Source organism: Cellulomonas sp. URHB0016 (assembly GCF_054057935.1).
The window spans coordinates 745485-769804 of the sequence record NZ_JBSRZU010000001.1 but is presented as its reverse complement, the minus strand read 5'-3'; the positions used below and the strand labels follow the sequence as shown (position 1 = coordinate 769804).

At 74.5% G+C, this 24320-nt stretch carries 23 protein-coding genes; 10 read left to right on the top strand and 13 right to left on the bottom strand.

Features of this window, described 5'->3' with window-relative positions:
• The first annotated feature begins 79 nt into the window (after positions 1-79).
• Complete coding sequence (locus ACVW07_RS03710; protein ID WP_456817932.1) at positions 80-1363, top strand: deoxyguanosinetriphosphate triphosphohydrolase; 1284 nt, start codon at positions 80-82, stop codon at positions 1361-1363.
• 84 nt (positions 1364-1447) lie between these two features.
• Here ACVW07_RS03710 and ACVW07_RS03705 read toward each other — a convergent pair whose 3' ends face one another.
• Positions 1448-1900, bottom strand: coding sequence for a VOC family protein (locus tag ACVW07_RS03705; protein WP_456817931.1), 453 nt, complete (start codon positions 1898-1900; stop codon positions 1448-1450).
• A 142-nt stretch (positions 1901-2042) separates the two neighbouring features.
• On the opposite strand from ACVW07_RS03705, the gene dnaG reads away from it, so the two are divergent.
• Positions 2043-4013, top strand: a complete 1971-nt coding sequence (dnaG, locus tag ACVW07_RS03700) for a DNA primase (protein ID WP_456817930.1) — start codon at positions 2043-2045, stop codon at positions 4011-4013.
• A gap of 124 nt (positions 4014-4137) precedes the next feature.
• Positions 4138-5934 (top strand): hypothetical protein, encoded by a 1797-nt coding sequence (locus ACVW07_RS03695; protein WP_456817929.1) that lies wholly within the window; start codon positions 4138-4140, stop codon positions 5932-5934.
• 51 nt (positions 5935-5985) lie between these two features.
• Here the strand turns inward: ACVW07_RS03695 and ACVW07_RS03690 are convergent, their stop codons facing one another.
• From ACVW07_RS03690 to ACVW07_RS03650, 9 genes are all read right to left on the bottom strand, one after another.
• Positions 5986-6834 carry a hypothetical protein gene (locus tag ACVW07_RS03690; protein WP_456817928.1) on the bottom strand — a complete coding sequence of 283 codons (849 nt, stop codon included), beginning with the start codon at positions 6832-6834 and terminating at the stop codon, positions 5986-5988.
• On the bottom strand, positions 6831-7820 hold the full coding sequence (locus ACVW07_RS03685; protein WP_456817927.1) for a vWA domain-containing protein: 990 nt from the start codon (positions 7818-7820) through the stop codon (positions 6831-6833). Before ACVW07_RS03685 ends, ACVW07_RS03690 begins: the two co-directional genes overlap by 4 nt.
• Entirely contained in the window at positions 7817-8866 is a 1050-nt protein-coding gene (locus tag ACVW07_RS03680; RefSeq protein ID WP_456817926.1) for a vWA domain-containing protein, read from the bottom strand. The genes ACVW07_RS03685 and ACVW07_RS03680 overlap by 4 nt, the downstream gene beginning before the upstream one ends.
• Positions 8851-9330 carry a hypothetical protein gene (locus ACVW07_RS03675; RefSeq protein WP_456817925.1) on the bottom strand — a complete coding sequence of 160 codons (480 nt, stop codon included), beginning with the start codon at positions 9328-9330 and terminating at the stop codon, positions 8851-8853. The genes ACVW07_RS03680 and ACVW07_RS03675 overlap by 16 nt, the downstream gene beginning before the upstream one ends.
• Complete coding sequence (locus ACVW07_RS03670) at positions 9320-10201, bottom strand: DUF58 domain-containing protein (protein WP_456817924.1); 882 nt, start codon at positions 10199-10201, stop codon at positions 9320-9322. Before ACVW07_RS03670 ends, ACVW07_RS03675 begins: the two co-directional genes overlap by 11 nt.
• Before the next feature lie 5 nt (positions 10202-10206).
• The gene (locus tag ACVW07_RS03665) at positions 10207-11220 is read right to left on the bottom strand and encodes an AAA family ATPase (protein WP_456817923.1); all 1014 of its coding nucleotides are present in this window, start codon (positions 11218-11220) and stop codon (positions 10207-10209) included.
• A 157-nt stretch (positions 11221-11377) separates the two neighbouring features.
• Positions 11378-12175, bottom strand: a complete 798-nt coding sequence (locus ACVW07_RS03660; protein WP_456817922.1) for a transglutaminase-like domain-containing protein — start codon at positions 12173-12175, stop codon at positions 11378-11380.
• Between the two features lie 170 nt (positions 12176-12345).
• The gene (locus tag ACVW07_RS03655; protein WP_456817921.1) at positions 12346-13596 is read right to left on the bottom strand and encodes a beta-1,3-glucanase family protein; all 1251 of its coding nucleotides are present in this window, start codon (positions 13594-13596) and stop codon (positions 12346-12348) included.
• A 134-nt stretch (positions 13597-13730) separates the two neighbouring features.
• Positions 13731-15152 carry a ricin-type beta-trefoil lectin domain protein gene (locus ACVW07_RS03650; protein ID WP_456817920.1) on the bottom strand — a complete coding sequence of 474 codons (1422 nt, stop codon included), beginning with the start codon at positions 15150-15152 and terminating at the stop codon, positions 13731-13733.
• A gap of 405 nt (positions 15153-15557) precedes the next feature.
• Between ACVW07_RS03650 and ACVW07_RS03645 the strand changes: the two genes are divergently transcribed.
• The 5 genes from ACVW07_RS03645 (at position 15558) to ACVW07_RS03625 (ending at position 20354) form a co-directional block, all read left to right on the top strand.
• Positions 15558-15764: a dodecin domain-containing protein gene (locus ACVW07_RS03645; protein ID WP_456817919.1), complete on the top strand. Its 207-nt coding sequence runs from the start codon at positions 15558-15560 to the stop codon at positions 15762-15764.
• A 424-nt stretch (positions 15765-16188) separates the two neighbouring features.
• The gene (locus ACVW07_RS03640; protein WP_456817918.1) at positions 16189-17166 is read left to right on the top strand and encodes a DUF808 domain-containing protein; all 978 of its coding nucleotides are present in this window, start codon (positions 16189-16191) and stop codon (positions 17164-17166) included.
• 155 nt (positions 17167-17321) lie between these two features.
• Complete coding sequence (locus tag ACVW07_RS03635) at positions 17322-18653, top strand: hypothetical protein (protein ID WP_456817917.1); 1332 nt, start codon at positions 17322-17324, stop codon at positions 18651-18653.
• A 70-nt stretch (positions 18654-18723) separates the two neighbouring features.
• The gene (locus tag ACVW07_RS03630) at positions 18724-19887 is read left to right on the top strand and encodes a molybdopterin-dependent oxidoreductase (RefSeq protein WP_456817916.1); all 1164 of its coding nucleotides are present in this window, start codon (positions 18724-18726) and stop codon (positions 19885-19887) included.
• Complete coding sequence (locus tag ACVW07_RS03625) at positions 19884-20354, top strand: hypothetical protein (RefSeq protein ID WP_456817915.1); 471 nt, start codon at positions 19884-19886, stop codon at positions 20352-20354. The genes ACVW07_RS03630 and ACVW07_RS03625 overlap by 4 nt, the downstream gene beginning before the upstream one ends.
• Before the next feature lie 8 nt (positions 20355-20362).
• Here the strand turns inward: ACVW07_RS03625 and ACVW07_RS03620 are convergent, their stop codons facing one another.
• From ACVW07_RS03620 to ACVW07_RS03610, 3 genes are read right to left on the bottom strand one after another with little or no spacing between them, the layout of a single operon-like run.
• The gene (locus ACVW07_RS03620; RefSeq protein ID WP_456817914.1) at positions 20363-20992 is read right to left on the bottom strand and encodes a class I SAM-dependent methyltransferase; all 630 of its coding nucleotides are present in this window, start codon (positions 20990-20992) and stop codon (positions 20363-20365) included.
• Positions 20992-21648 (bottom strand): TIGR04282 family arsenosugar biosynthesis glycosyltransferase, encoded by a 657-nt coding sequence (locus tag ACVW07_RS03615; RefSeq protein WP_456817913.1) that lies wholly within the window; start codon positions 21646-21648, stop codon positions 20992-20994. Before ACVW07_RS03615 ends, ACVW07_RS03620 begins: the two co-directional genes overlap by 1 nt.
• Entirely contained in the window at positions 21645-22310 is a 666-nt protein-coding gene (locus ACVW07_RS03610) for a glycosyltransferase family 2 protein (protein WP_456817912.1), read from the bottom strand. Before ACVW07_RS03610 ends, ACVW07_RS03615 begins: the two co-directional genes overlap by 4 nt.
• A gap of 135 nt (positions 22311-22445) precedes the next feature.
• On the opposite strand from ACVW07_RS03610, the gene ACVW07_RS03605 reads away from it, so the two are divergent.
• Both ACVW07_RS03605 and ACVW07_RS03600 read left to right on the top strand, forming a co-directional pair.
• Positions 22446-23165 (top strand): response regulator transcription factor, encoded by a 720-nt coding sequence (locus ACVW07_RS03605; protein ID WP_456817911.1) that lies wholly within the window; start codon positions 22446-22448, stop codon positions 23163-23165.
• Positions 23162-24310, top strand: coding sequence for a sensor histidine kinase (locus tag ACVW07_RS03600; RefSeq protein ID WP_456817910.1), 1149 nt, complete (start codon positions 23162-23164; stop codon positions 24308-24310). Before ACVW07_RS03605 ends, ACVW07_RS03600 begins: the two co-directional genes overlap by 4 nt.
• Positions 24311-24320 lie beyond the last annotated feature (10 nt).

Sequence of the window (24320 nt, the reverse complement as noted above, 5' to 3'; positions counted from 1 at the left end):
ACGCGGCTCGGGCCCCAGATGTGGAGTCGGCTCGCAGACGGAGGTCGGGCGTCGCCGCACGCCTGGATACCCTGACCCGGTGACAGCCCTCGAGACCGTGGACATCGACGGCTACGTCGACGCCGACCGGGAGCGGTGGGTCCCCGAGGCGCCGAAGTCCCGGGAGCGCTCGGCCTTCGAGCGGGACCGGGCCCGCCTGGTGCACTCCTCCGCGCTGCGCCGGCTCGGCGCCAAGACGCAGGTGCTGGGGCCTTCCTCGGACGACTTCGTCCGGACCCGACTCACGCACACCCTCGAGGTCGCCCAGGTGGGCAGGGAGATCGGCAAGGCACTCGGCTGCGACCCGGACGTCGTCGACACCGCCTGCCTCGCGCACGACCTCGGCCACCCGCCGTTCGGGCACAACGGCGAGCGTGCGCTCGCCGAGCTCGCCAAGGGCATCGGTGGGTTCGAGGGAAACGCGCAGACGCTGCGCCTGCTGACCCGGCTCGAGCCGAAGGTCGTCGCGACCGACGGTCGGGCGGTCGGCCTCAACCTCACGCGCGCATCGCTGGACGCGTCGGTCAAGTACCCGTGGCGGCACAGGCAGGGCCCGGTGTCGGCTGCGAGCGGCCGGCCCACCCACAAGTTCGGTGTCTACGAGGACGACCTGCCGGTGTTCGCGTGGCTGCGCGCCCGGGCGCCGGAGGGCCGCAAGTGCCTCGAGGCGCAGGTCATGGACCTGGCCGACGACATCTCGTACTCCGTGCACGATGTCGAGGACGCCGTCGTGGGCGGACGGCTCGACCTGTCGGTCCTGGCACGGCCTGACGAGCGAGACCGGGTGGTCGACGCCGTGCAGACCTGGTACGGCGACACGGTCGACGACGCCGGACTGCACGCCGCGATGGACCGGCTCGTCTCCGCCCGGCTGTGGAGCACCGGGTTCGACGGGTCCCGCGGTGCGCTCGCCATGCTCAAGGACGCCACGAGCCAGCTCATCGGCCGGTTCGCGGAGGCTGCCCAGCGGGCGACCCGCGCACAGTACGGCCCCGGTCCGCTGACCCGGTATGCCGCCAACCTCGTGGTGCCCGTCGACACGACCGCCGAGATCCTCGTCCTCAAGGGCCTGGCCGTCGCGTACGTCATGGCGCCGCGTGAGCTCGAACCGCTGTACCACCGGCAGCGTGAGGTCCTCACCGACCTGGTCCGCGTCATGTCGGACCGGGCGCCGCTGGCGCTCGAGCCGCCCTTCGCCGCGGACTGGACGGCCGCCCCGGACGACGCCGCGCGGCTGCGTGTCGTCATCGACCAGGTGGCCTCCCTGACCGACGTCTCGGCTGCCGACCTGCACGCGCGGCTCGTCCACCCGCCGCGGCACTGACCGTCCCGCCCGGCACCTGGGCGAACCCCCGAGCTCGACCGGTCCGGCACCCGTTCTCCGGCCACTCGCTCACCGGCCACCCGCTCACTGCGCAGCGTCAGGCGCCTGCTCGGCCGACCATGCGTCCACGCGGCGCTGCAGCTCCTCGGACGAGAGCTCCTCTGTCTGGTGGTTCAGGAACCAGCGGTGGCCGTACGGGCAGCGGACCTGGGCGATCCGTCCCCCGTGGAAGGCGTCCTCCGGCTCGCTGACAGCACGGGCCCCGGCCTCGACGGCCCGGGCGAAGGCGGCGCCGGTGTCCTCCACCTCGATGGTGAACGACGCATGCGTCGGCTCGTCGGCACCCGGGGCGGCCGACCCGAACGTCGGCCAGGCCTCCGCGACGGTGAAGGTCGAGTCGCCGAGCCTGAGGTCGGAGTGCACGACGGCACCCTGGGCCTCGACCGCGGACACGATCTCGGCACCGAACGCCCGCACGTAGAAGTCGATGGCGTCCCGAGCGCCGACGACGGAGACATTCGGGTGCAGCGTGGGCATGAGGGCCTCCTTGACGGCGACGAGTCGAACACCTGTTCGAACTTCGTCGAGCATGCCACAGGTCACCGACGTCGCACCAGCCCCACGCCGCGGCGGCTCGGTGGGGCGCCGACCGCCCTCGTCTGACGCCTAGACTCGCCGCGTGGCGGGACGCATCGTGCGCGAGGACGTGGAGGCGGTCCGTGAACGCGTGCGCATCGAGGAGGTCGTCGGGCAGCACGTCACCCTCAAGACCGCGGGCGTCGGCTCGCTCAAGGGTCTGTGCCCGTTCCACGACGAGCGCTCCCCGTCGTTCCACGTCCGCCCCCAGGTCGGCCGCTACCACTGCTTCGGCTGCGGTGAGGGCGGCGACGTCATCTCGTTCGTGCAGAAGGTCGACGGGCTGGGGTTCGCCGAGGCCGTCGAGCACCTCGCCGGGCGGGTCGGCATCCAGCTGCGGTACGAGGACGGAGCGGCCCCGCGCACGGGCGAGGAGCCGGGCCGTCGACGCCGGCTGCTGGACGCGCACCGGGTGGCCGAGGAGTTCTACCGCGAGCAGCTGAGCGCCCCCGGGGCCGCCGCCGGTCGGGCGTTCCTCTCCGAGCGCGGCTTCGACCGCGGCGCAGCCGAGCAGTTCGGCGTGGGGTTCGCGCCGCAGGGCTGGGACGGGCTGCTGCGGCACCTGCGCGGTCGCGGGTTCACGGAGGCCGAGCTGACGGCGTCCGGGTTGGTGAGCCAGGGGCAGCGCGGCATCTACGACCGGTTCCGCGGCCGGCTGGTCTGGCCGATCCGGGAGGTGACGGGCGAGACCCTGGGCTTCGGTGCCCGCCGCCTGTTCGACGAGGACCAGGGGCCCAAGTACCTGAACACCCCGGAGACGCCCCTGTACCGCAAGTCGCAGGTGCTCTACGGCCTTGACCTCGCCAAGCGGGACATGCAGCGCGACAGGCGCGTGGTGGTCGTCGAGGGCTACACGGACGTCATGGCGATGCATCTGTCCGGGGTCGGCACGGCGGTCGCGACCTGCGGCACGGCCTTCGGCCCGGACCACGCCCGCATCGTGCGCCGGTTGCTCGGCGACTCCGGCTCCACCAGCGGCGTCCAGCTGGCGTCCGGCACGTCCGTGGGCGGCGAGATCATCTTCACCTTCGACGGCGACGCCGCCGGTCAGAAGGCCGCCCTGCGGGCGTTCGGCGAGGACCAGTCGTTCTCCGCCCAGACGTTCGTCGCCGTGGAGCGCTCGGGCATGGACCCGTGCGAGCTCCGGCAGGCGAAGGGACCGGACGCGGTGCTGGCCCTCGTGTCCGCCCGCACGCCGCTCTACGAGTTCGTCATCCGCTCCACCCTCGCCGCGCACGACCTGACCACCGTCGAGGGTCGGATCGGCGCCCTGCGGACCGCCGCCCCCGTGGTCGCGGGCATCCGGGACGCCGCGCTGCGACCCGAGTACACCCGGCTCCTCGCCGGCTGGCTCGGCATCGACGACCACGACACGGTCCGCCGGGCGGTGGCGGCGGCGTCCCGCGGGCCCGCGCGGTCCACCGAGCAGCGCCCTTCCCGTCGCGACGACGCCCCGGTCCGCAGGAACGGATCCGCCGGCCCCGGCAGCGAGCCGCAGCGGGCGCCGGTGGCGCGCATGCCCGTCCCGGACCGTCGAGACCCCGTCGCCCAGACCGAACGGACGGCCCTCGAGGTCGCCCTGCAGCAGCCCGTGCTCGTCCCGCTCGAGTTCGACGCCCTGCCGTCCGACGCGTTCGCCGCCCCGGCATACCGGGCCGTGCACGAGGCGGTCAGGGCCGCGGGCGGGGTGGCCGCAGCGCGGGCCGTCCAGGTGGCGTCCGGGGGAGCCGCCACGGGCTGGGTCGGCATGGTGAGCGAGCAGGCGGCCGACGCCGTGCGGGCGCTCGTCACCGAGCTCGCCGTCGCACCGCTGCCCGAGGACCGGCCCGAGAGCCTGCCGAACTACGTGCGAGGCGTCGTGATGAGCCTCATCGAGATCGGGTACACCCGGCACATCGCCGAGCTGCGGGGCCGCCTCCAGCGGATGGATCCGGCCGCCGAGGGGTACCGCGCCGCATACGCCGAGCTGGTCGAGGTCGAGGGCCGCCGCAGGCTGCTGCGCGAGAGCGCCTGACCGGCTCGGGGGCCGCGCGGTCGCCGTGGCGGTCCGTGCCCGCCTGACCGGTTTCGCATCCGCCGACCGAGTGAACCTCCGGCACCGGTTTCGTGGCACCGGACGCGGCTGTTACGAATGCCGGATGCCCGAGCCCACGTCGACGTTGCTGCCGCCCGTCCGTCCGGTCACCCGACCGGTCGTGACGAGGCGCGACGAGGCGACGGTGGACGAGGCTGCAGGGCCGCTCGGAGGGCCGGAGGGAGGGACCGGCGCCACGCCGCGCCGACGGTCCCGGAGGCGCAAGGTCGTGGTCCGGGGTATCTGGTCCGTGGTGGCCCTGGTCGTCCTGTCGGTCGTGTGGGTCGGGGCACGTGGCGCGCTCGCGGTCCAGGCCCTCGTCGGCGCGACTCCTGCGATGCAGGACGTGGCGTCGGCACTGTCGCAGGGCCCGACGCCGACCGTGCTGACGAGCGTCGCCGACGTGCGCGACGCGGTCGGCCGGGCGCGCGGCCTGCTGGACGACCCGGTGTGGCGGTTCTACGAGCACGTCCCCGGCGTCGGGGGCCGGATGGAGTCCGTCCGGGCGACGGTGGAGGCGGCGGACATGCTCGCCGACGACGCCCTGCCGCGCGTGGTCGACCTCGCCGGCACGCTCACGTTCGGTCCGTTCGACGACCCGGACGACGGCTACGCGATGCTGGTCCGGGCGAGCGAGCACGACACCGACCTGGAGGCGATCGCCGACGCGGTGCAGCGGGCGCACGCCCGGCTCGACGGCGTCGGCACCGACCTCGTGGTCCCGGAGCTGACCCGCTACCTCACGTCGGCCGTCGAGACGCTGGACGCCGCGGCGGACGTGGCGGCGGTCGCTGCTCCGGCGGTGCACGGGGTGCTCGAGGTGGCCGGTGGTACGGGTCCGGCGAGCACCGCGGTGGTGTTCCTGGACGACCGGGCCGCGCTCCCGCTCGGGGGTCGGGTGGAGCGGGTGGTGCTCGTCACCACCGACCACGGCGTCGTGCAGGACGTCCGGCCCGTCGACCCCGGGGCGGTCGCCGCCGTGGCCACGTCGTCCCCGACGTACGCCACCGCTGCGGCGGGTCCGCTGGCCGCGCTCGTCGCGGCAGGCACGCCCGACGTCGCGCGGCTCTCGTCGACGAGCGAGGCGTCCGCCGCCCTGCAGGCCGGGGTCGCCGTCGCGACGGGGACGACCCCGACTGCCGTCGTCCTGCTGACCGCGCAGGGCGTCGACGCCCTGGGGTCCGCCGCGCCGGCCGCGGTGCCCGCCGCACCCTCGTTCGTCACCACGTTGGCCGGGCTGCCGCCCGAGGCCCGCGCCGGGGCCGTCGACGCCGCCGTGGAGGCCGCGGTGCGCGGTGCCCTGACGTTCCAGGGCCGGGCGGACCTCCTGGCGTTCGCGGTGCGCGACGCCGTGACCGGCGGCGGTCTGCGCATCTGGTTCGGGAACCCTGCCGTCCAGGGCGCGCTGGCCGGGACACGGGGCGCCGGTGCGTTGCCCGCCGACCCGGCCGGCGGCATGCCGCTCGTCGTCGCCCTCGACGCCGGCGTCGGGCCTGCCGCTGTGGTCCCGGAAGCGCTCGAGGTGGCGCAGGGGACGTGCGGACGCCTCTGGGCGGAGCGGCCGGGTGTGCGGCTGACGCTGCGGACGGCGAGCGGCACGGTGGGCGGTACCGAGCCGCGGCTGCTCCTGCAGGTCCCCGCGCAGGTCGACGTGGCGCAGGTCGCCGTCGACGGGGTGGCACGGACCGCCCCCGACCTCGTCGCCGTCGACGGCCACGGGCTGCTCGTGGTCGACGTGCCGGCCGGCACGAGCACCGTCGAGGTGGCCTTGCAGGGTCGAGCGGACGACGCCCACGGGGTGCAGGTCGTCGCACGCGGTGCGATCCCTGCAGCGGTCACGGGCCCGTTCGCCTGCGCCTGACGCCCGCGACGTACCCGTGACCCGCTTAGGTCCGGCCCGGCCCCACCGGGTTCACCAGGGGGCGGGGACGTCCACCACGCCGTCGCCCTGACGGGCCTTGTCGCCCACCCCGCCGTCGCCGGTGCTCGGGCTGTCCTGCTGCGCCCGCTGGGTGCGCTGTGCCAGCTCCTGGTCGCGGGGGGCGCGCTCGCCGGGGGCAGGTGGTGCCGGTGCGTCCGCAGCGGCGTCCGCGGCCGCCTGCTGGGTCGCTTGCTCGGTCGCCGACGACCCCTTGGACTCCGCGCGGCCGGCCGCGTCGGCGAGGTCGTCGGCGGCGGTCCGGCCGTCGCCCCCGTCCCCGGATCCGTCGGGTCCCTCGTCGCCGGCGGTGTCCTGTGCAGGCTGTCCGGTGGCGGCCTCGTCGGCGTCCTGCTGCGCCTGCGACACCGACGGCTCGTGCGCGCACCCGGCCGGCGCGGCCCGTGCGACGTCCCGTGCGGCGGCGTAGTCGGCGGCCGCGGCGGCCGGGGTGTCGGCCTCGAGGTCGCCGAGCGCCTCCAGCACCGCGGAGAGGTTGATCCGGACGGCGCACTGCGCCTCGGGCGGCGCCGACCGCAGCGCCTGGCGCAGCAGCTGCTCGGCTTCCCGCAGCGCGGGGACGGTGGTCGCGCGGGACGCGGCGACCGTGCCGGCGTCGAACGGGGCCTTCCACCGCTCCACGACGTCCACGAACCCGAGGACCGCGGCGGCGCGCGCGGCGGTCCCGGACTGGCCCACGACGTAGGCGGTGCGGGTGACGTCCGCCGCGCCGCAGCCGAGCAGGAGGGTCCCGCCGCCCACGAGCGACAGGGCGAGCGCGGGCGCCGACCATGCCAGGGCGCGCCGGCGCAGGCGCCGGGGGTCGTCGACCGGGGCGCTCATCGAGCACCACGCGGCAGGGCGGCGCGGCCGAGAGCCAGGACGGTCCCCGCTCCGTCGAGGAGCAGGAGCAGCACCACGGCCAGGGCAGCGATCCAGGTGTACTCGGTGGTGCCCGGCGGGAGGCCGCCGACGTCGGTGGTGACCTGGCGCTCGGTCGGTGCCGGGACCGTCGGTGCCGGACCGCCCTGGCGTGCGACCGAGCCCACTCCCAGGTCGGACGCCAGGGCGTGCAGCGCGGCGGCGTCGGCGTGCGAGACGGCGGGCTGGCCCGTGGCCGGGTCGAGCAGCGGGGCGGCGCCACCACCGCTGAGACGTGCGGTCATGGGCGCTCCTTCGGTGGTGCCGTAGCCCAGCACGAGACCGCCCTGGACCAGCCCGTGCAGCGGGGCGAACGACTCCCGCTCGCCGCCGGCCGTGTTCTCCCCGTCACCGAGGTACACCACGACGGTGGAACGGTCGGGGTAGGTGGCGGCGACCTCCCGCAGCGTGCGGGAGAGCAGTGGCGCGGCGGCCGTGATGCTCGAGCCGTGGGACGTGAGGGCGAGCTCGGGCTGCAGGATCGCGACCGCCCGGGGCACGGCCGTCGTGTCGGTCGTCAGGGGGACGACGGTGCGGGCGACCCTGTCGAACGTCACCAGCGACGTCCGTGCGCCGCTGCCGGCCAGCTGGGCACTGATCGCGGCCACGTCGGACCGGGCGGCGTCGAGCCGCGTCGTCCCGTCGGGGCCGTCGCTCGCGCCCATGCTCGCGGTGGTGTCGAGCACGAAGTAGACGTCGGCGTCGGACAGCGACGCCGACGTGAGCTCGGCCGGGGCACCGGGACGCACGCACGCGGCCGCGGCGGCGAGGACCACCAGGGCCCGGGTCAGCCAGCGCGCACGGCCGAGCACACCGACCGACGACCACGCACCTTGCACGCACACCGCGACGCCGACGAGCACGAACGCGGCGACCAGGGCGAGAGGGACGACGGGATGGAGCGTCACGGGCGCACCACCCGCCACGCGACCAGGAGGCCGACGACGAGCGGGAGCAGCAGGTCCAGGGCCACGCCGGGGACGTCGAAGGTCGACGTGACCTGCGGGCCCACGACCGTGCGCGACGGCAGGGCGTGCACGATGGACGTGATGGCGCCGACCGCGGAGTCGCCCTCGACCGCCGCGTACGTCTGGCCGCCGGTGGTCTGCGCGGCCGCGGCGAGCTCCTGCGAGTACGGGTCGCTCCGGTCGCTGTTGGCGTCCAGGACGACGAGGACGGCACCCAGGTCGGCGGTGCGCTGAGCAGCCTCCTGCACGGTGAAGAGCTGGCCGCCCCGTTCGTCGTACTGCTGGTTGTCGGTCGCAAGGATGACCACGCGGGACCGGCCGGCGGGCTCGTCCGGCGCGGTCGACGCGGACCCCTGCAGCCGGGCCAGCTCCTCGTCGCCCCGGAACTGCTCGGCGCACCCCGTGAGCCCGTCGCCGACGAGCGACCCGCCGATCGTCATGTCCCGGGCCCCCGCGGCGATGTCGGGCGCCCCGCTCTCCTTCGCGATGCTCGCCTCCGTCGCCTCGAGCCGGTCGCGCACCAGGTCGTAGTCGTCGGTCAGCGGGAACAGGACGAGCGGCATGCTGTCGAACACCACCAGCCCGATGCGCTCGCCGTTCAGCCCGCTCACGAGCTGCCGGAACGTCCTGATCACGGCCAGGTTCTCCCCGGCCATGGAGCCCGACACGTCGAGGCACAGCACGATGTCCCGGTTGTCGAGCTTCGACTGGCGGGACTCGAGAGCGGAGGGACGCGCCCCCAGCCAGCCGGCGGTCGCGAGCGTGACGAGGGTGAGCAGCGCGACGACGACGAGGCCCGCACGTCGGCGGCGCACCGCCTGCCGGTAGCCGGGCAGGCCGTGCAGACGGGCGACGTGCGCGACGCGGACCGCCCCGGGGCGGGACCGGACGGTCCGGCGCGACAGGACGGCCGCGACCGCCCCGACGACGACCACGAGCACGGCCGTACCGACGAGCACGGCCGGCTGGCTCAGCTGGTGCTCCACCGGGTCACCACCTCTCGGACGGCGCGTGCGTGGGCGGCGACGTCGGTGGTACCGGCGGACGGCGCGAACGTGGCGGCCGAGAGCGTGGACACGACGTCGTGCAAGGGGCGGGGACCCGCACCGGCGAGCTGGCTCGGTGTCATCGCGTCGTAGGGCACGCCCGTCCACGCCGCGGCGAACCCGCGCACGGCCTGCGACAGCTCGCTGGCCGCCCCGGGCGCGTCGAGGCGCCCCGCCTCGTACGACGCCACGACCTCGTCGACGCGGGCGAGCGTGGCGCGCCGCACGCGGGTCGAGCGCCGCACGGCACGCACCCTCGGGAGGCCGCCGGGCCGGGTGGCGAGCACGACGACGACGAGGACGAGCACCGCGACGGCGACGAGGCTCGTCCCCAGCACCGTCCAGGCGGGGCCATAGGTCACCGGCGGGTAGAGGGCCGGGCCCAGGGTCGGCTCAGTGGGCATAGGGGCGCCTCTGCAGCATCGTGAGCAGCTCCCGCACGGCCCCGTCGGACGACTCGAGCCGGCAGCGGGACACGCGGGCGTCGTCCAGGACGTCCGCGAGCCCTTGCCGAAGGCGCGCGGTCAGCGCGTCGTGCTCGCGGGCGATCCGCGCGGAGCGGGAGAGGTAACCCGGGACGCGCCACCCTCCGCCGGCGTCGACGACGGCGCCGCTCGCGAGCTCCCGCGCCGGGTTGGCGTCCGCCACGGCGACCCACAGCGTGTCGTGCGCCGCGGCCAGCCGACGGACGGCCTGCTCCAGGCGCTCGTCGACCGCGACGTCGTCGGTGACGACCACGACGATCGAGTCACGGGACAGCCGCGGCCGAGCGTGGTCGATCACGGCGGCGAGGTCGGGCGCGGCCCGCGACGCGTCGATCGCCGTGCGCGTCGCGCCCAGCAGCTGCTCGAGGTGGCGCTCGCCCTCCCGGGGACGGGCCGTGACGACGCCGGACGCGTCGCCGCGCACCAGCCCCACGCGGTCACCGTGCTGCAGGGCAAGGAACCCCAGGACCCCGACCGCCAGCACCGCGAGGTCGCCCTTGTCCTCGCGGGCAGGCGTGCTCGCGTTCATCGTCGCGGCGGTGTCGACGATCGCGACGAGGCTGCGCTGACGGGTGACGAGGTGCCGGCGCACCAGCGGCTCCCCGCGCCGGGCGGTCGCCTTCCAGTCGATGTCCCGGACGTCGTCGCCGGGCTGGTACTCGCGGAGGTCCTCGAAGTCGAAGCCCCGTCCGCGGGAGCGGGACGCGTACTCGCCGTCGAGGGCGTGCATGATACTGCGCCGGCTGCGGACGTACAGCTTCGACTTGACGCGGACGAGGTGCGAGGGCACGGCGGCTACGGGGCGGTGACGGAGTCGACGATCGCGTCGATGAGGTCCTCGACGCGGATGCCGTCCACGTCGGCGTCGAAGTGCAGCAGCACACGGTGCCGCAGCACGACGTGGCGCAGCTCGCGGACGTCCTCGGGCAGCACGTGGTCGCGGCCCTGGAGCACGGCGAGAGCGCGGGCGGCCGTGACGAACGCGATGCCCGCGCGGGGGCTCGCACCGCACTCGACGTACCGGGCGCGGTCGGCGCCGATGTAGGTCGCGGCGTCGCGCGTGGCCGCGACGATGGTCAGCGCATAGCGCAGGACCGCGTCGCTGACGTGCACGCGAGCGGCGACGTCCTGCAGCCGGCGCACGGTCGTCACGTCCAGCACCGGGCTCACGGTCGCGGGGTCGCGCAGCGTCCGGTCCGTGAAGCCGCGCAGCATCGCGAGCTCGTCGGACACGGCCGGGTAGTCGATGACCTCCTTGAGCAGGAACCGGTCCAGCTGGGCCTCGGGCAGCGGGTACGTGCCCTCCTGCTCGATGGGGTTCTGGGTCGCGATGACGATGAACGGTGACGGCAGCGGGTGGGTGTGGCCGCCGATCGTGACGCGCCGCTCCTGCATCGCCTCGAGCATCGCCGCCTGGGTCTTGGCGCTCGAGCGGTTGATCTCGTCGAGCAGCACCACGTTGGCGTGGACCGGGCCGAGCTGGGTGCGGAACTCGGCGGTCCGGGCGTCGTACACCTGGGTGCCGGTGATGTCGGTCGGCAGCAGGTCGGGGGTGCACTGGATCCGGGCGAACGAGGAGCCGGCGAGCGTCGCCAGCGTGTTCGCGGCCGTCGTCTTCGCCAGGCCCGGAAGGCTCTCGAGCAGGATGTGGCCTCCGGCCAGGAGCGCCACGAGCAGGCTCCGACGCAGCCCGGGCTGCCCGACGACCGACTCCCCGAACGCGGTCTCGAGGCGGCGGAGCACGTCCTGCGCGCCGGCCAGCTCGGCCGCGCTCGTCGGCGGACACTGACGGGTCGTGGTGGCGGTCACGGGGGTGTCCTTCCGATGGGCAACAGCCCTGGACATCGGCAGGTCGGACCCGGCACGTGAGGGTGACGTACGTGACACCGTGAGGTCCCGGCCGCCGTCGGCGTGCCGGCGAACGCGGCCGGAGGGCGCCCGCACCGGGCGCCCGCACCGTGCGCCGTCAGCGCAGGGCGACCGCCCCGGTCCCGTCGTCGACGGGCAGCGCATGGTGGAACGCGGCCGTCACGGTCATCGCCCGCACGGTCAGCCCGCCGCCGTAGTACGACAGGAACGCCGTGTCGGTCGCGTCGCGACCGGTCGCGATCCGCAGGAACGTCGGGCGCGGGGCGAGCCGTGTCGCGTCGACGACCTGCCACGCACCGTCCACGTAGGCCTCAGCCACGGCGTGGAAGTCCATCGGCTTGAGACCGGGGGCGTAGACGGACGCGAGCCGTGCCGGCACGTCCTTGGCACGCAGCAGCGCGACGACGAGGTGGGCGAAGTCCCGGCAGACCCCCCGGCGCTTGAGGAGCGTGTCCGTCGCGCCGTCCGTCGGAGAGCTCGAGCCGGACAGGTAGGTGACGTGGCCGCTGACCCACGCGACGACCGCGTCGAGCAGCTCGCCGCCGGACAGGCCGCTGAACTGGTCGCGGGCGAACGCCAGGAGGCGGTCGGACTCCGCGTACCGGCTGGGGCGCCGGTACTCGATGAGGTCGATGTCCTCGATCTGCGGAAGGTCCGCCTGCCCCGTCACGGTGGCGTGGTAGTCGACGACCACGCGGCCCTGGGGGGCGAGCACCCGATGGGTGCGGCCGCCATGCGGACCCTTGATCTCGACGACGTCCAGGGGGCCGTCCTCGTGCCGCACCGACAGCACCTCGGTGCGGTCGTAGGACCCGTCGGCCACGGCGACGGACAGGAGCATCTCGAGCGGTGCGCGCACGTCGAGCGAGAGGTGGGAGGTCACTGTGCGCAGCACGGCCGCAGGTCCTTTCCCGGCCGTCGGTGGCCGGACCGTCCAAGGGAGCAGCGCAAGTGTGAGGCCCACCAGGTCATCCGTCCAGTGCGTGGACATTGATCACCCGCTGCTGCCCGCACGAAGGCCCCGACGCGGCCCGGCCCGGCCGTCGTCGGGGCCTTCGGCGCCGGTCAGCTGCGCGAGGGCGCCCCCGTGGCAGCCCGGGTCCCACCGGCGTCGGCACCACCCGTGAACGGCTGGATCACGAGCCCCGCGGCCGACGGCGAGCCCTCGTTCACGAGCGACTCGAAGTTGCCGACGTCGTCGAACGCGAACGCGTACGCCTTGCCGTCGGCCATGCTCTCGTGGACGAGCCGGCCGTACTGGTTGGCAGGGCTGCTCGCGTAGAACGCCGACGCGTCCGTGCTCGGCTCGGTGTCGACCGTGCCCAGGGTGCCGCGGTTGAGGGCGGCGCACAGCGTCCGGGCGATGGGCCCGACCACGAGGTCGTTCGGTGCGAGCAACGCTCCGTCGCAGCCCCACACGTCCGCGCTGGTCGGCCGTTCGAACGAGGCGACCTGCCCGCCGGAGGCGTCGGTGAACGTCATCACGGTGCCCGTCGTCCGCCCGAAGTACCTCGTGCCCGGCCGGTCGGCGAACGGCACCACCGTCAGCGGCCTGGTCGCGTAGGCGCTCCAGGCCGAGGCGATGTACGGATCGAGGTACGTGGTGCTCAGCAGGCCGGCACCTGCCGCCTTGCCCGGCGCGAGCACCCGCAGCACCGTGCCGTCGGTCCGCCGCACCACCGTGTCCGCCCAGCCCGGCTGCGCGGCGATGGCGTCGATGGCGCGGTCGCGCCCGTTCGCGACGAGCTCGCCCGACGTCTTCGTGCCCGACGCCCCGGTGACGGTGACCGCGTGCGGCACCGCGAGCATGTCGACCTGCGAGCTGTTCAGCCACAGCCCGGAGTCGTTGTAGGTGAGCTCGCTCCAGTCGAACAGCACGTCCTTGTTCGGGTCGTCCGGGGACCACGGCGCCGGCTGCACGAGCCCGCCCGGCGTGAGGAAGAACGCGAGCTTCTCGCCGAGCGAGAAGTAGACCCGGCCGGAGATGCCGCGCGGCAGGGAGATCGTCGTGCTGCTGCCGTTCGACGGCCCCGCGATCGCGACGTCCGGTGCCGCCGTCGGAGGGTTGCCGCCCGCCGGCCAGGCGGTGAACGTGCCACCGGCGTCCACGTACCCGAGGCCCCCGGTGCTCAAATCCGTGCCGAGCACGTACACATAGACCGCCTCGCTGCGGCCGCTCGAGTTCGTGATGGTGAACGGCAGCCGGTCCGGGCCGGCCGCCTCTGCCGCCGGGGCGACCGCGACCGCCGCCGACATTGCGACGACTGCCGCCACCAGCGCTCCGGACAACGTGCTCGTCATCGACCTGCTTCTCATGACCTGCTCCTCATCGACCTGCTTCTCATCGACCTGCTCCTCTACGTGTTGCCTGCGGGCCGCGCGGGCCGACGAGGTCCGCGCAGCGGTGGTGCCGGGGAGGAGGGGTCACCTCCCCGGCACCGGGTCGGACGTCAGCCGTGCAGCGTCCACTTCTGGCCCTGAGAGCCGTTGCAGTCCCAGATCTGCACCGGCGTGCCGGCGGTGGCCGACGCGCCCGGGTCGTCCAGGCAGCGGTCGGACGCCGGGTTGTAGTAACCACCGTTCTGCGGGATCCAGACCTGGGCGCCGGTGCGGTTGCAGCCGTCCAGCTGCACCCTGGCGCCGTTGGCGGTGCCGGCCCCGACGACGGCGAGGCACTTGCCCTGGGCGTGCAGGGTCGAGCCGGCCTCCACGAAGGTCCACCTCTGGGCGACCGTGCCGTTGCAGCCCCAGATCTGGATCCGGTTGCCGTCGGCCGCGCTCGCGCCCTCGTTGTCGAGGCACATGCCGTTCGGGTTGGTGATCGAGCCCGCGGCGGCCGTGCCACCGCCACCGGTGCTGCCACCGGCGCCGTCGCCAGTACCGTCACCACCGGTGCTGCCACCGCCACCGCCACCGGCACCGCCGCTGCCGCCCGCGGTGTATGCCGCGACGTAGTCGACGACCATCGGCGCCCCCGACTGGGTAGCGCTCGTCGGGCCGCCGCCGAACGCCGCGGGGAACCCGCCACCGATCGCGACGTTGAGGATCATGAAGAACCCGTGGTGCGTGGCGTTGTCCCAGGTCGTCGCGTCCACCTGGTCGGCGTTGATGGTGAAGAAGTTGCTGCCGTCCAGGTAGAACCGCAGCTGCTCGGGCGAGACGCTGCGGTCCTGCTCCACCGCGTACGTGTGGAAGCCGCTCTGGCACCCGGCGCAGGCGTGCTCGCCGCTGCCGACGCCGGTCGTCTCGTTGCACGGGCCGCCAGGGTTGGAGCCGCAGTGCAGCGCCGAGAAGACCGAGCTGCGCCCGTTGATGTCCTCCATCACGTCGATCTCGCCGATCGACGGCCAGCCCGTCGCACCCGTGCCTCGTGCGGCGTTGCCGAGGGCCCAGAACGCCGGCCAGTAGCCGGCCGCTGCGGCGCCGCTCACGTCCGGCTGCTGCAGTCGTGCCTCGAGACGGAGCCTGCCGCCTGCCGGTGCGGCGAGGTCGGTCCGCTGGGTCTCGATGCGGCCGCTGGTCCACTGCCCGGAGCTGTCGCGGACCGGCTTGATGACCAGGTTGCCCGCACCGTCCTGGTAGACGTTCCGGGTGCTGCTGGTCATCGTCTCGATCTCTCCGGTGCCCCAGTTCCAGGCACCGCCCGGGTAGCCGGTTCCGGTCGCGTACTGCCAGTCGGCGGTGTTCACGCCGGTGTTCGCGGCACCGTCGAAGTCGTCGAGGAACTGCTGGGTCCATCCGGTGGGTGTGGACGGCGCGGTCGCCGAGGCGTCCCCGGTCCCCGCGAGCACGGCTGCCACGAGGGCGGCCGTGACGAGGGCGGCTCGGGGGAGGAGCCTGCGGCGGTGTGCGGGAGGGCGGACGTACGTCATGGAGGTGCACCACTTTCGCGGGGTGGGCTGCATGAGACGGCGGCGGTCGACGGGCGCACCGGAAGCCGTGGGCGCGGGCGCGCCACAGCTGCTGCGAGGTGCGGAGGTCGTCGGCGCGGCGCGTGGAGGGCGCTCCGGGGGAGAGCACTCGGTCGGCGCTCGTCGGTGAGCGCGGTGCGACGCTGTGTCGGTTCGGGGCGAGATCGCTGATCAGGTCGCTTTCGCCCGTGTCACCGTAGGGGCATAGGTGACACGAGTCAACACGAGCGTCTCGCGGAGCAGAGGCGGGCCCGGTGCCCGCGAGCTGCCCTGAGGTGCGGCCGGGTCGTCCGCCGCGCTCGGCTCGCTGGTTCGGTCGACCGCGACGACGATGGGGCGGTCGGCATCCAGCGATGAGAGGTCAGCATGAGCGTGTACCGAGTGATCGACGTGATCGGGACCAGCGACTCGTCGTGGGAGGAGGCCGCTGCCGAGGCGATCGCCACCGCGTCCGGATCGCTGCACGACCTGCGCGTCGCGGAGGTCACGAAGCAGGACGTCGTCGTCGGCGAGGACGGCGCACTGGTGTACCGGACCCGGATCCAGCTCTCGTTCAAGTACAAGCCCGAGTAGCGGTACCGGCCTGTCGGCGGCACAGGCGCGCCGCCGGTCGGTGATGCCTGGGACCGGGTCCCGTCATCGGGACGGCGGCTCGATCAGGTCCCACGCGCCGCCGTCAGGTCCTCGAAGACGGTGACCGTGCCGTACAGCTCCCGCCCTGGCGCCTCCCGGAAGCGCACCCGTGCCGGAGCATCCGCTCGTGCTGCGCCTCGACGCCGTCCGTCTCGAGGTAGGACGCCACGGCGCCGCCGGTCTGCCGACCGACCGGAGCGCCCTCGCCGGCCAGCGCGAGGACGAGCCCTGTCCCACCGTCCGCGCAGCCGGATCCTCCAGGGCCTGGCCACCGGTCCTCGTGCGCCCGGGCGCGGGTCCGCGCCGCGTCCGGGCTGTGCCAGGATCACCCGAGCGCGACGCGCGCCCGGACGAGGGAGAGCTGATGGCAGGCGGTCTGGCCGCACTTCTGGACGACATCGCCGCACTGGCGAAGGTCGCGGCGGCATCGGTCGACGACGTCAGCGCGGCCGCCGGCCGGGCGAGCGCCAAGGCCGCAGGCGTCGTGATCGACGACACGGCCGTGACTCCCCGCTACGTCACGGGTTTCACGCCGGACCGTGAGCTGCCGATCATCCGGCGGATCGCCGTCGGCTCGCTGCGCAACAAGCTGCTGTTCATCCTTCCCGCCGCGCTGGTGCTCAGCCAGTTCGTCCCGTGGCTGCTCACGCCGATCCTCATGGTCGGCGGCGCCTATCTCTCGTACGAGGGCGCGGAGAAGATCTGGGAGCTCGTCAGCGGACATGCCGAGGAGCACACGACCACCCCCGTCGCGGCGCAGGGCCCCGACACGGAGAAGGCGATGGTCGGCAGCGCGATCCGCACCGACTTCATCCTGTCGGCCGAGATCATGGTCATCGCGCTCAACGAGGTCGCCGACGAGCCGTTCGTGTCCCGCGCGATCATCCTGGCGGTCGTCGCGCTGGCGATCACGGCGCTCGTCTACGGGGTCGTCGGCCTCATCGTGAAGCTCGACGACATCGGCCTGCACCTCGCCGGTCGCAGCAACAAGGCCGTCGCCGGCACCGGACGCCTGCTCGTGCTCGCCATGCCCAGGATCCTGTCGGTGCTGTCGTCGGTGGGCATCGTCGCGATGCTCTGGGTCGGCGGGCACATCCTGCTCTCCGGCGTGGACAAGCTCGGCTGGCACGTCCCGTCCGAGGCGCTGCACCACCTGGAGGAGGCCGTGCACGGCGTCCCGGGCGTCGGTGGTCTGCTGGCGTGGCTCGTGGACACCCTCGGCTCGGCGCTCGTCGGCCTCGTGGTGGGCGCCGTGATCGTCGCCGTCATGCACGTGGTCCCGCGACGCCGGAAGGTCCAGCCGGCGGGCGAGACGCACGTGCAGGACGACCCGGCGGCGTAGGTCGCCGACCCGACGTCGCCACCGCTGCCACGGGAGGCCAGGAGCCGTCCTGAGTGCCGGGCCAGGGAGGTCCGGGGCCGGCGTGGCGACCTCCTGAGGTGGTCGTCATGCTCCCGTCATGGTCCGCGCCGTGGCCGTCGTGCGAGTGTGAGGCCGTGGGACGACGCCCGCCGGCCGCCGGCGAACGCGAACGCACGGCACCGGCGGCGAACCACCGGGCCGGGGTCGCGGTGGCCGTCTGGATCGTGAGCGTCGCGGGTCTCTGGCTGGTCGGGCGCTCGCTGGCCGACCGTGGTGCGGTGCTCACGTACGGGAGCGCTCCGCCGTTCGTCGGGTACCTGCACGGGCGGGTGTCGGTCGCCACCCTGGCGGCCGTGCTCGTCGCGGCGGCCGTCGTGGGCGTCGGCCCGAGGTTCGTGCTCTCGGGCGCGTGGGTGCCCGTGCTGCTCGTCGGCTGGGCGGCGACGGCGACCTTCGCGGTGACCCTGGCGGCGACGGACGGGCCCGCAGCGCTCACGGCACCGCTGACCAACGAGAACGACTACCTGGCCGTGGTGCCCCGTGTCACCCAGGCTCCGGGCGCCTTCCTGCGGACGTTCACCGACCACGCCCTCTCGTACCCCGTGCACGTCCGGGGACACCCGCCGGGCATGCCGCTCCTGCTCGCCGGCCTCGACGGGATCGGGCTCGGCGGCGCGACCTGGGCGGCGGCGCTGTTCGTCGCGGTGGGATCGAGCACGGTGGTGGCCGTCGGGCTGACCCTGCGCGTGCTGGACGGCCCAGAGGGTGAGATCACGGCCAGGCGGGCGCTGCCGGCCGCCGTGCTCGCGCCGGCGGCGATCTGGGGGGCGACGTCGGCGGACGGGTTCTTCGCCGGTGTCCTGGCCTGGGGGGTGGCCCTGCTGGCGGTCGCCTCGACCCGGCGCCGACGATCGTGGCCGTGGGCGCTGGCGGCCGGCCTGGTGCTGGGCGCCTGCCCGTTCCTGTCCTACGGGCTGCTGCCGATGGGAGCGCTGGCGCTGGTCGTCGGCGTCGTGACGCGCCGCTGGGCGCCCACGGTCGTCGCCGGCGCGGTGGTGGTGGGGAGTGCCGGAGTCTGGGCCGCGGCCGGGTTCTGGCTGCCGGACGGGATCGCCGCCACGCACATCGCGTCGTCCTTGGGCCGCGCGGCGGACCGGCCCTACCTCTACTTTCTCGTCGCCGACCTCGTGCTGCTCGGTGTCCTCGTCGGGCCGGCCGGCGTCGGCGGCGTGGTGGGTGCCCGTGCCCTCCCGCGTGCCGTGCGGTTCCTGGTCCTCGTGGCACTGGGCGCGGCGCTCGTCGGGGCGGTCTCAGGCGTGGAGCGCGGCGAGGTGGAGCGCATCTGGCTGCCGCTGGCGTGCTGGGTGCTGCCCGTGGCGGCCACCCTCGCAGGCAGGCGGGCGTGGCTCGTCGCGCAGGCGGCCGTGACGGTCGGGCTGCAGATCGTGCTGGTCTCGCCGTGGTGACGCTGATCGTCAGGTAGCCGTCATCGACGGTCCCGGTCGTGCCCTGCGCTGCCGACCTAGGGTCGAGAGCATGGCCCGCACACGGCTGAGCAACCTGCGCAGACGACCGCCGGAGCAGGCGGACTTCGGTTCACCGGTGCACGACCCACGCGTGGTGGCCCGGGTCGGTGTCCTGCTGGCCGCGGCCATCGTCACGGCGTTCGTCACGGGTCTGCTGTCCCACCTCCACCAGCACCCTGCGGCCTGGCTCCCGCTCCCGCCCGCGCCGGTCTGGGGCTACCGGCTGAGCCAGGGCGTCCACGTCGCCGCGGGCCTCGCGGCGATCCCGCTGCTGCTGGCCAAGATGTACGCCGCCTACCCGGCCCTCTTCCAGCGTCCGCGGCTGCGCGGCCCGCTGCACGCCCTCGAGCGCGGGTCCGTGGCGGTCCTCGTCGCCACGGCGATCTTCCAGCTCGCCACCGGGCTGCTGAACATCTTCCAGTGGTACCCGTGGTCGTTCTCCTTCGTGAAGGTCCACCTCGCGGTCGCCTGGGTGCTCGTCGGGTCCGTGGTCGTGCACGTCGCCGTGAAGCTCCCCACGATCGTCGACGCGCTGCGGGACCCGGTGGCCGGTCCCGCGGAGCCCGACGACGACAGCACGACGCGGCGTGGCTTCCTCGCCGGTGTCGCGGTCACCGTCCTCGGCGTCACGGCGCTCACGGTCGGCCAGACGGTGAGCCCGCTGTCGGGGGCGGCGATCCTCTCGCCGCGGCGGTCGGGGGTGGGGGTGCAGGGCCTGCCGGTGAACAGGACCGCGAGCAGCGCGGGCGTGCTGGACCGCGCGACCGATCCCGCGTGGCGGCTGACCGTCCGGGGCCCGGGCGGCACGGTGCAGCTGTCGCGCGCGGAGCTCGAGGAGCTTCCGCAGGTCGCGGTCGTGCTGCCCATCGCCTGCGTGGAGGGCTGGAGCACGACCGCGACGTGGCGTGGCGTCCGGGTCGCCGATCTCGTGGACCTCGTCAGCGAACGCGACGACGTCGACGTGAGGTTCGTCAGCCTGCAGGAGGTCGGCTCCTACCGGCAGTCGGTGCTGCCCGCCGCGTACGTCCGGCACCCCGAGAGCGTCGTCGCGCTGCAGCTCGGCAGCGAGGCGCTGGACGTGGACCACGGGTACCCGGCCCGGTTGGTCGCGCCGAACCGTCCTGGTGTCCTGCAGACCAAGTGGCTGGACCGGCTCGAGGTGGTGGAGGCATGAACGAGCGATGGGGCACCGGCCGGCTGGTCCTGCTCGGTCTCGGGACGGCGATGGTCGGCACCGGCGTGGTCGTCGGGCTCACCTCGGTACCGCAGGGCCAGTGGCCGTCCGTCCTGCTCTGGCTCGCCGGAGGGGTGGCGGTGCACGACGCGGTGCTGGCGCCGGCGGCGGTGCTCCTCGGTGCGGCGGTGCTGGGACGCGTTCCGCCACCCTGGCGCCCGGCCTTGCGGGCGGGGGCGCTCGGCGCGGCCGTCCTGGCGGTGTTCGCCGTGGTGATCGTCGTGGCCTCGGGCATGCGACGCGACCCGTCGGTGGTGCCTGTCCCGCCGACGACGTCGCTCGTCGTGGCGACGAGCGTCCTGGTCCTTGCGGTGCTGGTCGGCGCCGCCGTCGGGTCTGTCCGTCACCGCCCCAGGGCGCCCGGCGCCGCGGACCCGGGACTCCTGCCGCGGGCGGACACCGCCTGACCGCGGGGTCACCGCGCGCGCAGGGCCACGACCGTGCGACCGCGCAGGTTCCACTGCTCCAGCACCACGAACCCGCACCGCGGGGCGAGCCGGGCGAGCGTGCGGGCGCCCACGCGGGCCCACGGCATCGGCCGGCTGGTGCGTCCGTCTGCGTGACGCAGCGTGAGCGGGGCGCTGTCGTCGGCGTCGTGGTCGGCATCCGTCTCCACGAGCACGAGGCCGTGCGGGCCGACGAGCAGGTGGCAGCGGTCCAGCAGTGCCGCGGGGTCGCCGCCGATGCCGATGTTCCCGTCGGCCAGCAGCACGGTTCCCCATCGTCCCTCGGCCGGCACCTCGTGCTCGACCGCGCGCAGGAGCGCCATCGCGCCGCGGTCGCGGGCCTGCTGGACGGCCCGTGCGGACACGTCGATACCCAGGGCGGGCATGCCCCGCGCGTTCAGTGCACCGACGAGCCTGCCCGGCCCGCAGCCGACGTCGAGGACGGGCGCCTCGCAGCGCGCGAGCATGACGTCGTCGATGGCGTCGGGCTCCGCCCGCCACCGGGAGACGGCCAGAGAGACGACGCCGGCCGACCCGAGCGCGACGACCGGCTCACCGTCGAGGGCGGCCTCGTACACGGTCAACGGGTGCGGGCGCATCACGACACCGACCGGAGCCCGACCAGGTGCCGCCAGGTGCCCGCGAACCTCGTCGTGGGGTCGGCGAGCGCGACGGCGCGCGCGTCGGCCGGCTCGTCCACGTCGCGCAGCCGGGGCAGGAGCCTCACGCGCAGGCCGAGGTCGTGCAGCCGGCGGAGCTGGGTCTCGCCGGTGCGGGCGGTCGACATCGGGATGCCGTCGAACACGCGGTCGTCAGCCGTCCGGAGCCCGATCGCCCAGAAGCCGCCGTCATCGGTGAGACCCAGCAGGGCGTCCGCGCCGTCGAAGTCCGCGGCCGCCAGGTGCTCGCCGAGCTGCGGGGTGTCCATGCCGACCAGGAGCGCGGGGGAGCGGTCGGGCCGAGCAAGGACGTCGCGGAAGGCGGCGGCCAACCTGACCGCGAGCCCGCCGGGCGGCTGAGCCACCACGTCGAAGCCCGGTGGGACCCATGGGCCGGGCGCACCGTCGAGGGCGACGACGCGGTGTCCGGCCCGTGTCGAGGACATCGCGGCGAACGTGTCGACGAGGGCGGCGCGGGCCAGCGTGGCAGCCTCGTCCGGGCTGAACTCGCTGTGCAGCCGGGTCTTGACCAGTCCCGCGACCGGCTCCTTCGCCACCAGCACCACGCACCGGGCCGGCTCGAGCGGCGCGGTCACGAGCTGAGGACCGCTGACATGTCACGGACCGTGCGGACCAGACCCAGCGGCGTGCCCGTCACCTTCGACCGGCCGGTCCGCGGCGCGTAGTCCACGTCGGCCTCGGCGACCCTCCACCGACGGTCGGCCGCGCGCACGACCATCTCCAGGGGGTAGCCGGATCGCCGGTCGCGCAGGTCGAGGTCGAGCAGCGCGGTCCGACGTGCCGCTCGCATCGGACCCAGGTCGTGCATGCGCAGGCCCGTGCGCTGGCCGAGCCGCCGCACCAGGACACGGTTCGCGACGCGCAGGTGCCACGGCCAGGCGGCTCGTGAGGTCGGCGTCCGTCGGCCCAGCACGAGGTCCGCGGAGCCCGTGCGCACCGGCTCGAGCACGCGTCCCAGCTGCCACGGGTCGAGGCTGCCGTCGGCGTCCATGAACGCGACGACGTCGGCCGTCGCCGCGAGCAGGCCGGCATGGCAGGCGGCGCCGAACCCCCGACGGTCCTCCCGGACGACGAGCGCGCCGTGCGCGCGCGCCACCTCGGCGGAGCCGTCGCTCGAGCCGTTGTCGACGACGATGGCCCGCACGTGCGGGGGGACCCGGGGCAGCAGCCACGCGAGTGCCGGGGCCTCGTCGAGGCACGGCAGGACGAGGTCCACCCTCACGTCACCAGCAGTCACCTCTCCACGCTAGGTCGCGGCTCCGCTGCAGCGACGGTCGGCCGCGATGACCGTTCGATGACGGATCCGGCAGAGGGCGGTCTCCGGCCGGTGCGGGGGCCGCTGCGTGCCGAGCCGCGGGCTAGCGTGACGTCCATGCCCAGGGTGCTGGTGGTCGACGACGAGGATCTCGTGACGCGTAGCGTCGCGGCCTACCTGGAGGCGGACGGCGTGCAGGCGAGCGTCGCCGGGGACGCGAGCGAGGGCGAACGCCTCTGGCGGGAGACCAGACCGGACGCCGTCGTGCTGGACGTCCGGCTCCCCGGTGCCTCGGGCCTCGACCTGCTGCGCAGGATGCGGTCGGACGCGGACCGGACCCCGGTGGTCCTGCTCTCGGGACTGGACACGGTCGACGACCGGATCGTCGGTCTCGAGCTGGGCGCCGACGACTACCTGACCAAACCGTTCAGCCCGCGCGAGCTGGTGCTCCGCCTGCACGCTCTCCTGCGACGAGGCGACATCCGACCCGGTGACGGCTTGCGGCCCGTCACGGTCGGACCGCTGACGCTGGATCCCGCGGTGCGTTCGGCGACGCTCGACGGCGAGGCGCAGGTCCTCACGCCGCGCGAGTTCGACCTGTTGCTGTTCCTCGCACAGCACGCGGGGTCGACGTTCGGCACCCGCGAGCTGCTGCGCCGGGTGTGGGGCTGGGACTTCGGTGACGACTCGACGGTCGTCGTGCACGTCCGCCGTCTGCGCCGCAAGTTCGAGCCCGACCCGGGGGCGCCGGTGCTGCTGACGACCGTGCGGGGCACCGGCTACCGGCTCGGTACCGCCGCCGAGCTGACGACCGCGCTGGCCCGGGTGGCCGGATGAGCCGGGACCTGTGGTTCATCGCCGGGATGACCGCGCTGTGCGCGGCGACCGTCGGGATGCTCGGTGCGCTCGTCGTCACCCGGGCACGGCGCGTGTCGCTCGTCGCGGCGATGGTCGTCACGGCCCTGGTCCCGGTGGCGGTCGTCGCGCTCGCGATCTGGGTGAACGTCGGGGCGATGTTCCTCTCGGAGCACGACGCGGCAGTCGCTCGGCTGGTCCTCGGGCTCTCCTCGGTGCCCGCGGTCGTGCTGGCCGTGGTGCTGGGGCGGCTGGTCCTGGCGGACGTCCGTGCGCTCGGCGCGCAGGCGCGGGACCTGACCGGCGGCCCAGGCGCGTCCACGCCGACCCCGGTGACCGCCGAGCTCGCGGAGCTCGCCGCCGAGCTCGCTCGGACCCGCCTCAGGCTCGAGGAGTCCCGGGAGCGCGAGCGCGCACTGGAGTCCGCACGCCGACAGGTCGTCGCTTTCCTGAGCCACGACCTGCGCTCGCCGCTGGCGGGTATCGGTGCCACGGTCGACGGCCTCAAGGACGGGGTGGTCACGGACGCCGACGCGGCCTACGTGGGCATCGGCGCAGCGGTCGACCGTCTCGGTCGCATGATCGACGACCTCACCGAGCTGTCCCGGCCCGAGGGACCGGCACCGACCCGTCCGGCGCAGACCGTCGAGCTCAGCGCGGTCCTGAACGGCGTGCTCGCGCACTGGGCGCCCGCAGCAGCCGCACAGGACGTCCGTCTCCTGGCGGACGTGGAGCGCGGGCTCGACGTCGTCGGCGTCCCCGACGAGCTGGCCCGGGTGCTCGACAACCTGGTCGGCAACGCGATGCGCAGCAGCGGCCGCGGAGGAACGGTGCGCGTCGCCGGCTACCGGTCCGACGGCCAGGTCCGGGTCGCCGTCGAGGACACGTGCGGCGGGATCCCGGAGCACGAGCGCGCCCACGTGTTCGACGAGGGTTTCCAAGGCGGCGGTGCGCACCGCGACCAGCAGCGGGAGATCGGGTCGGGAGGGTTGGGCCTGGCGATCGTCGGGACGGTCGTCGCTGCTCACGGCGGCCGTGTCGGTGTGGAGCCGACCGACGCGGGTTGCCTGTTCGAGGTGCTGCTCCCGGTCGCGGGCGACGGGACCGACCCCGTGCTCCAGGACTGAACGACGCGGA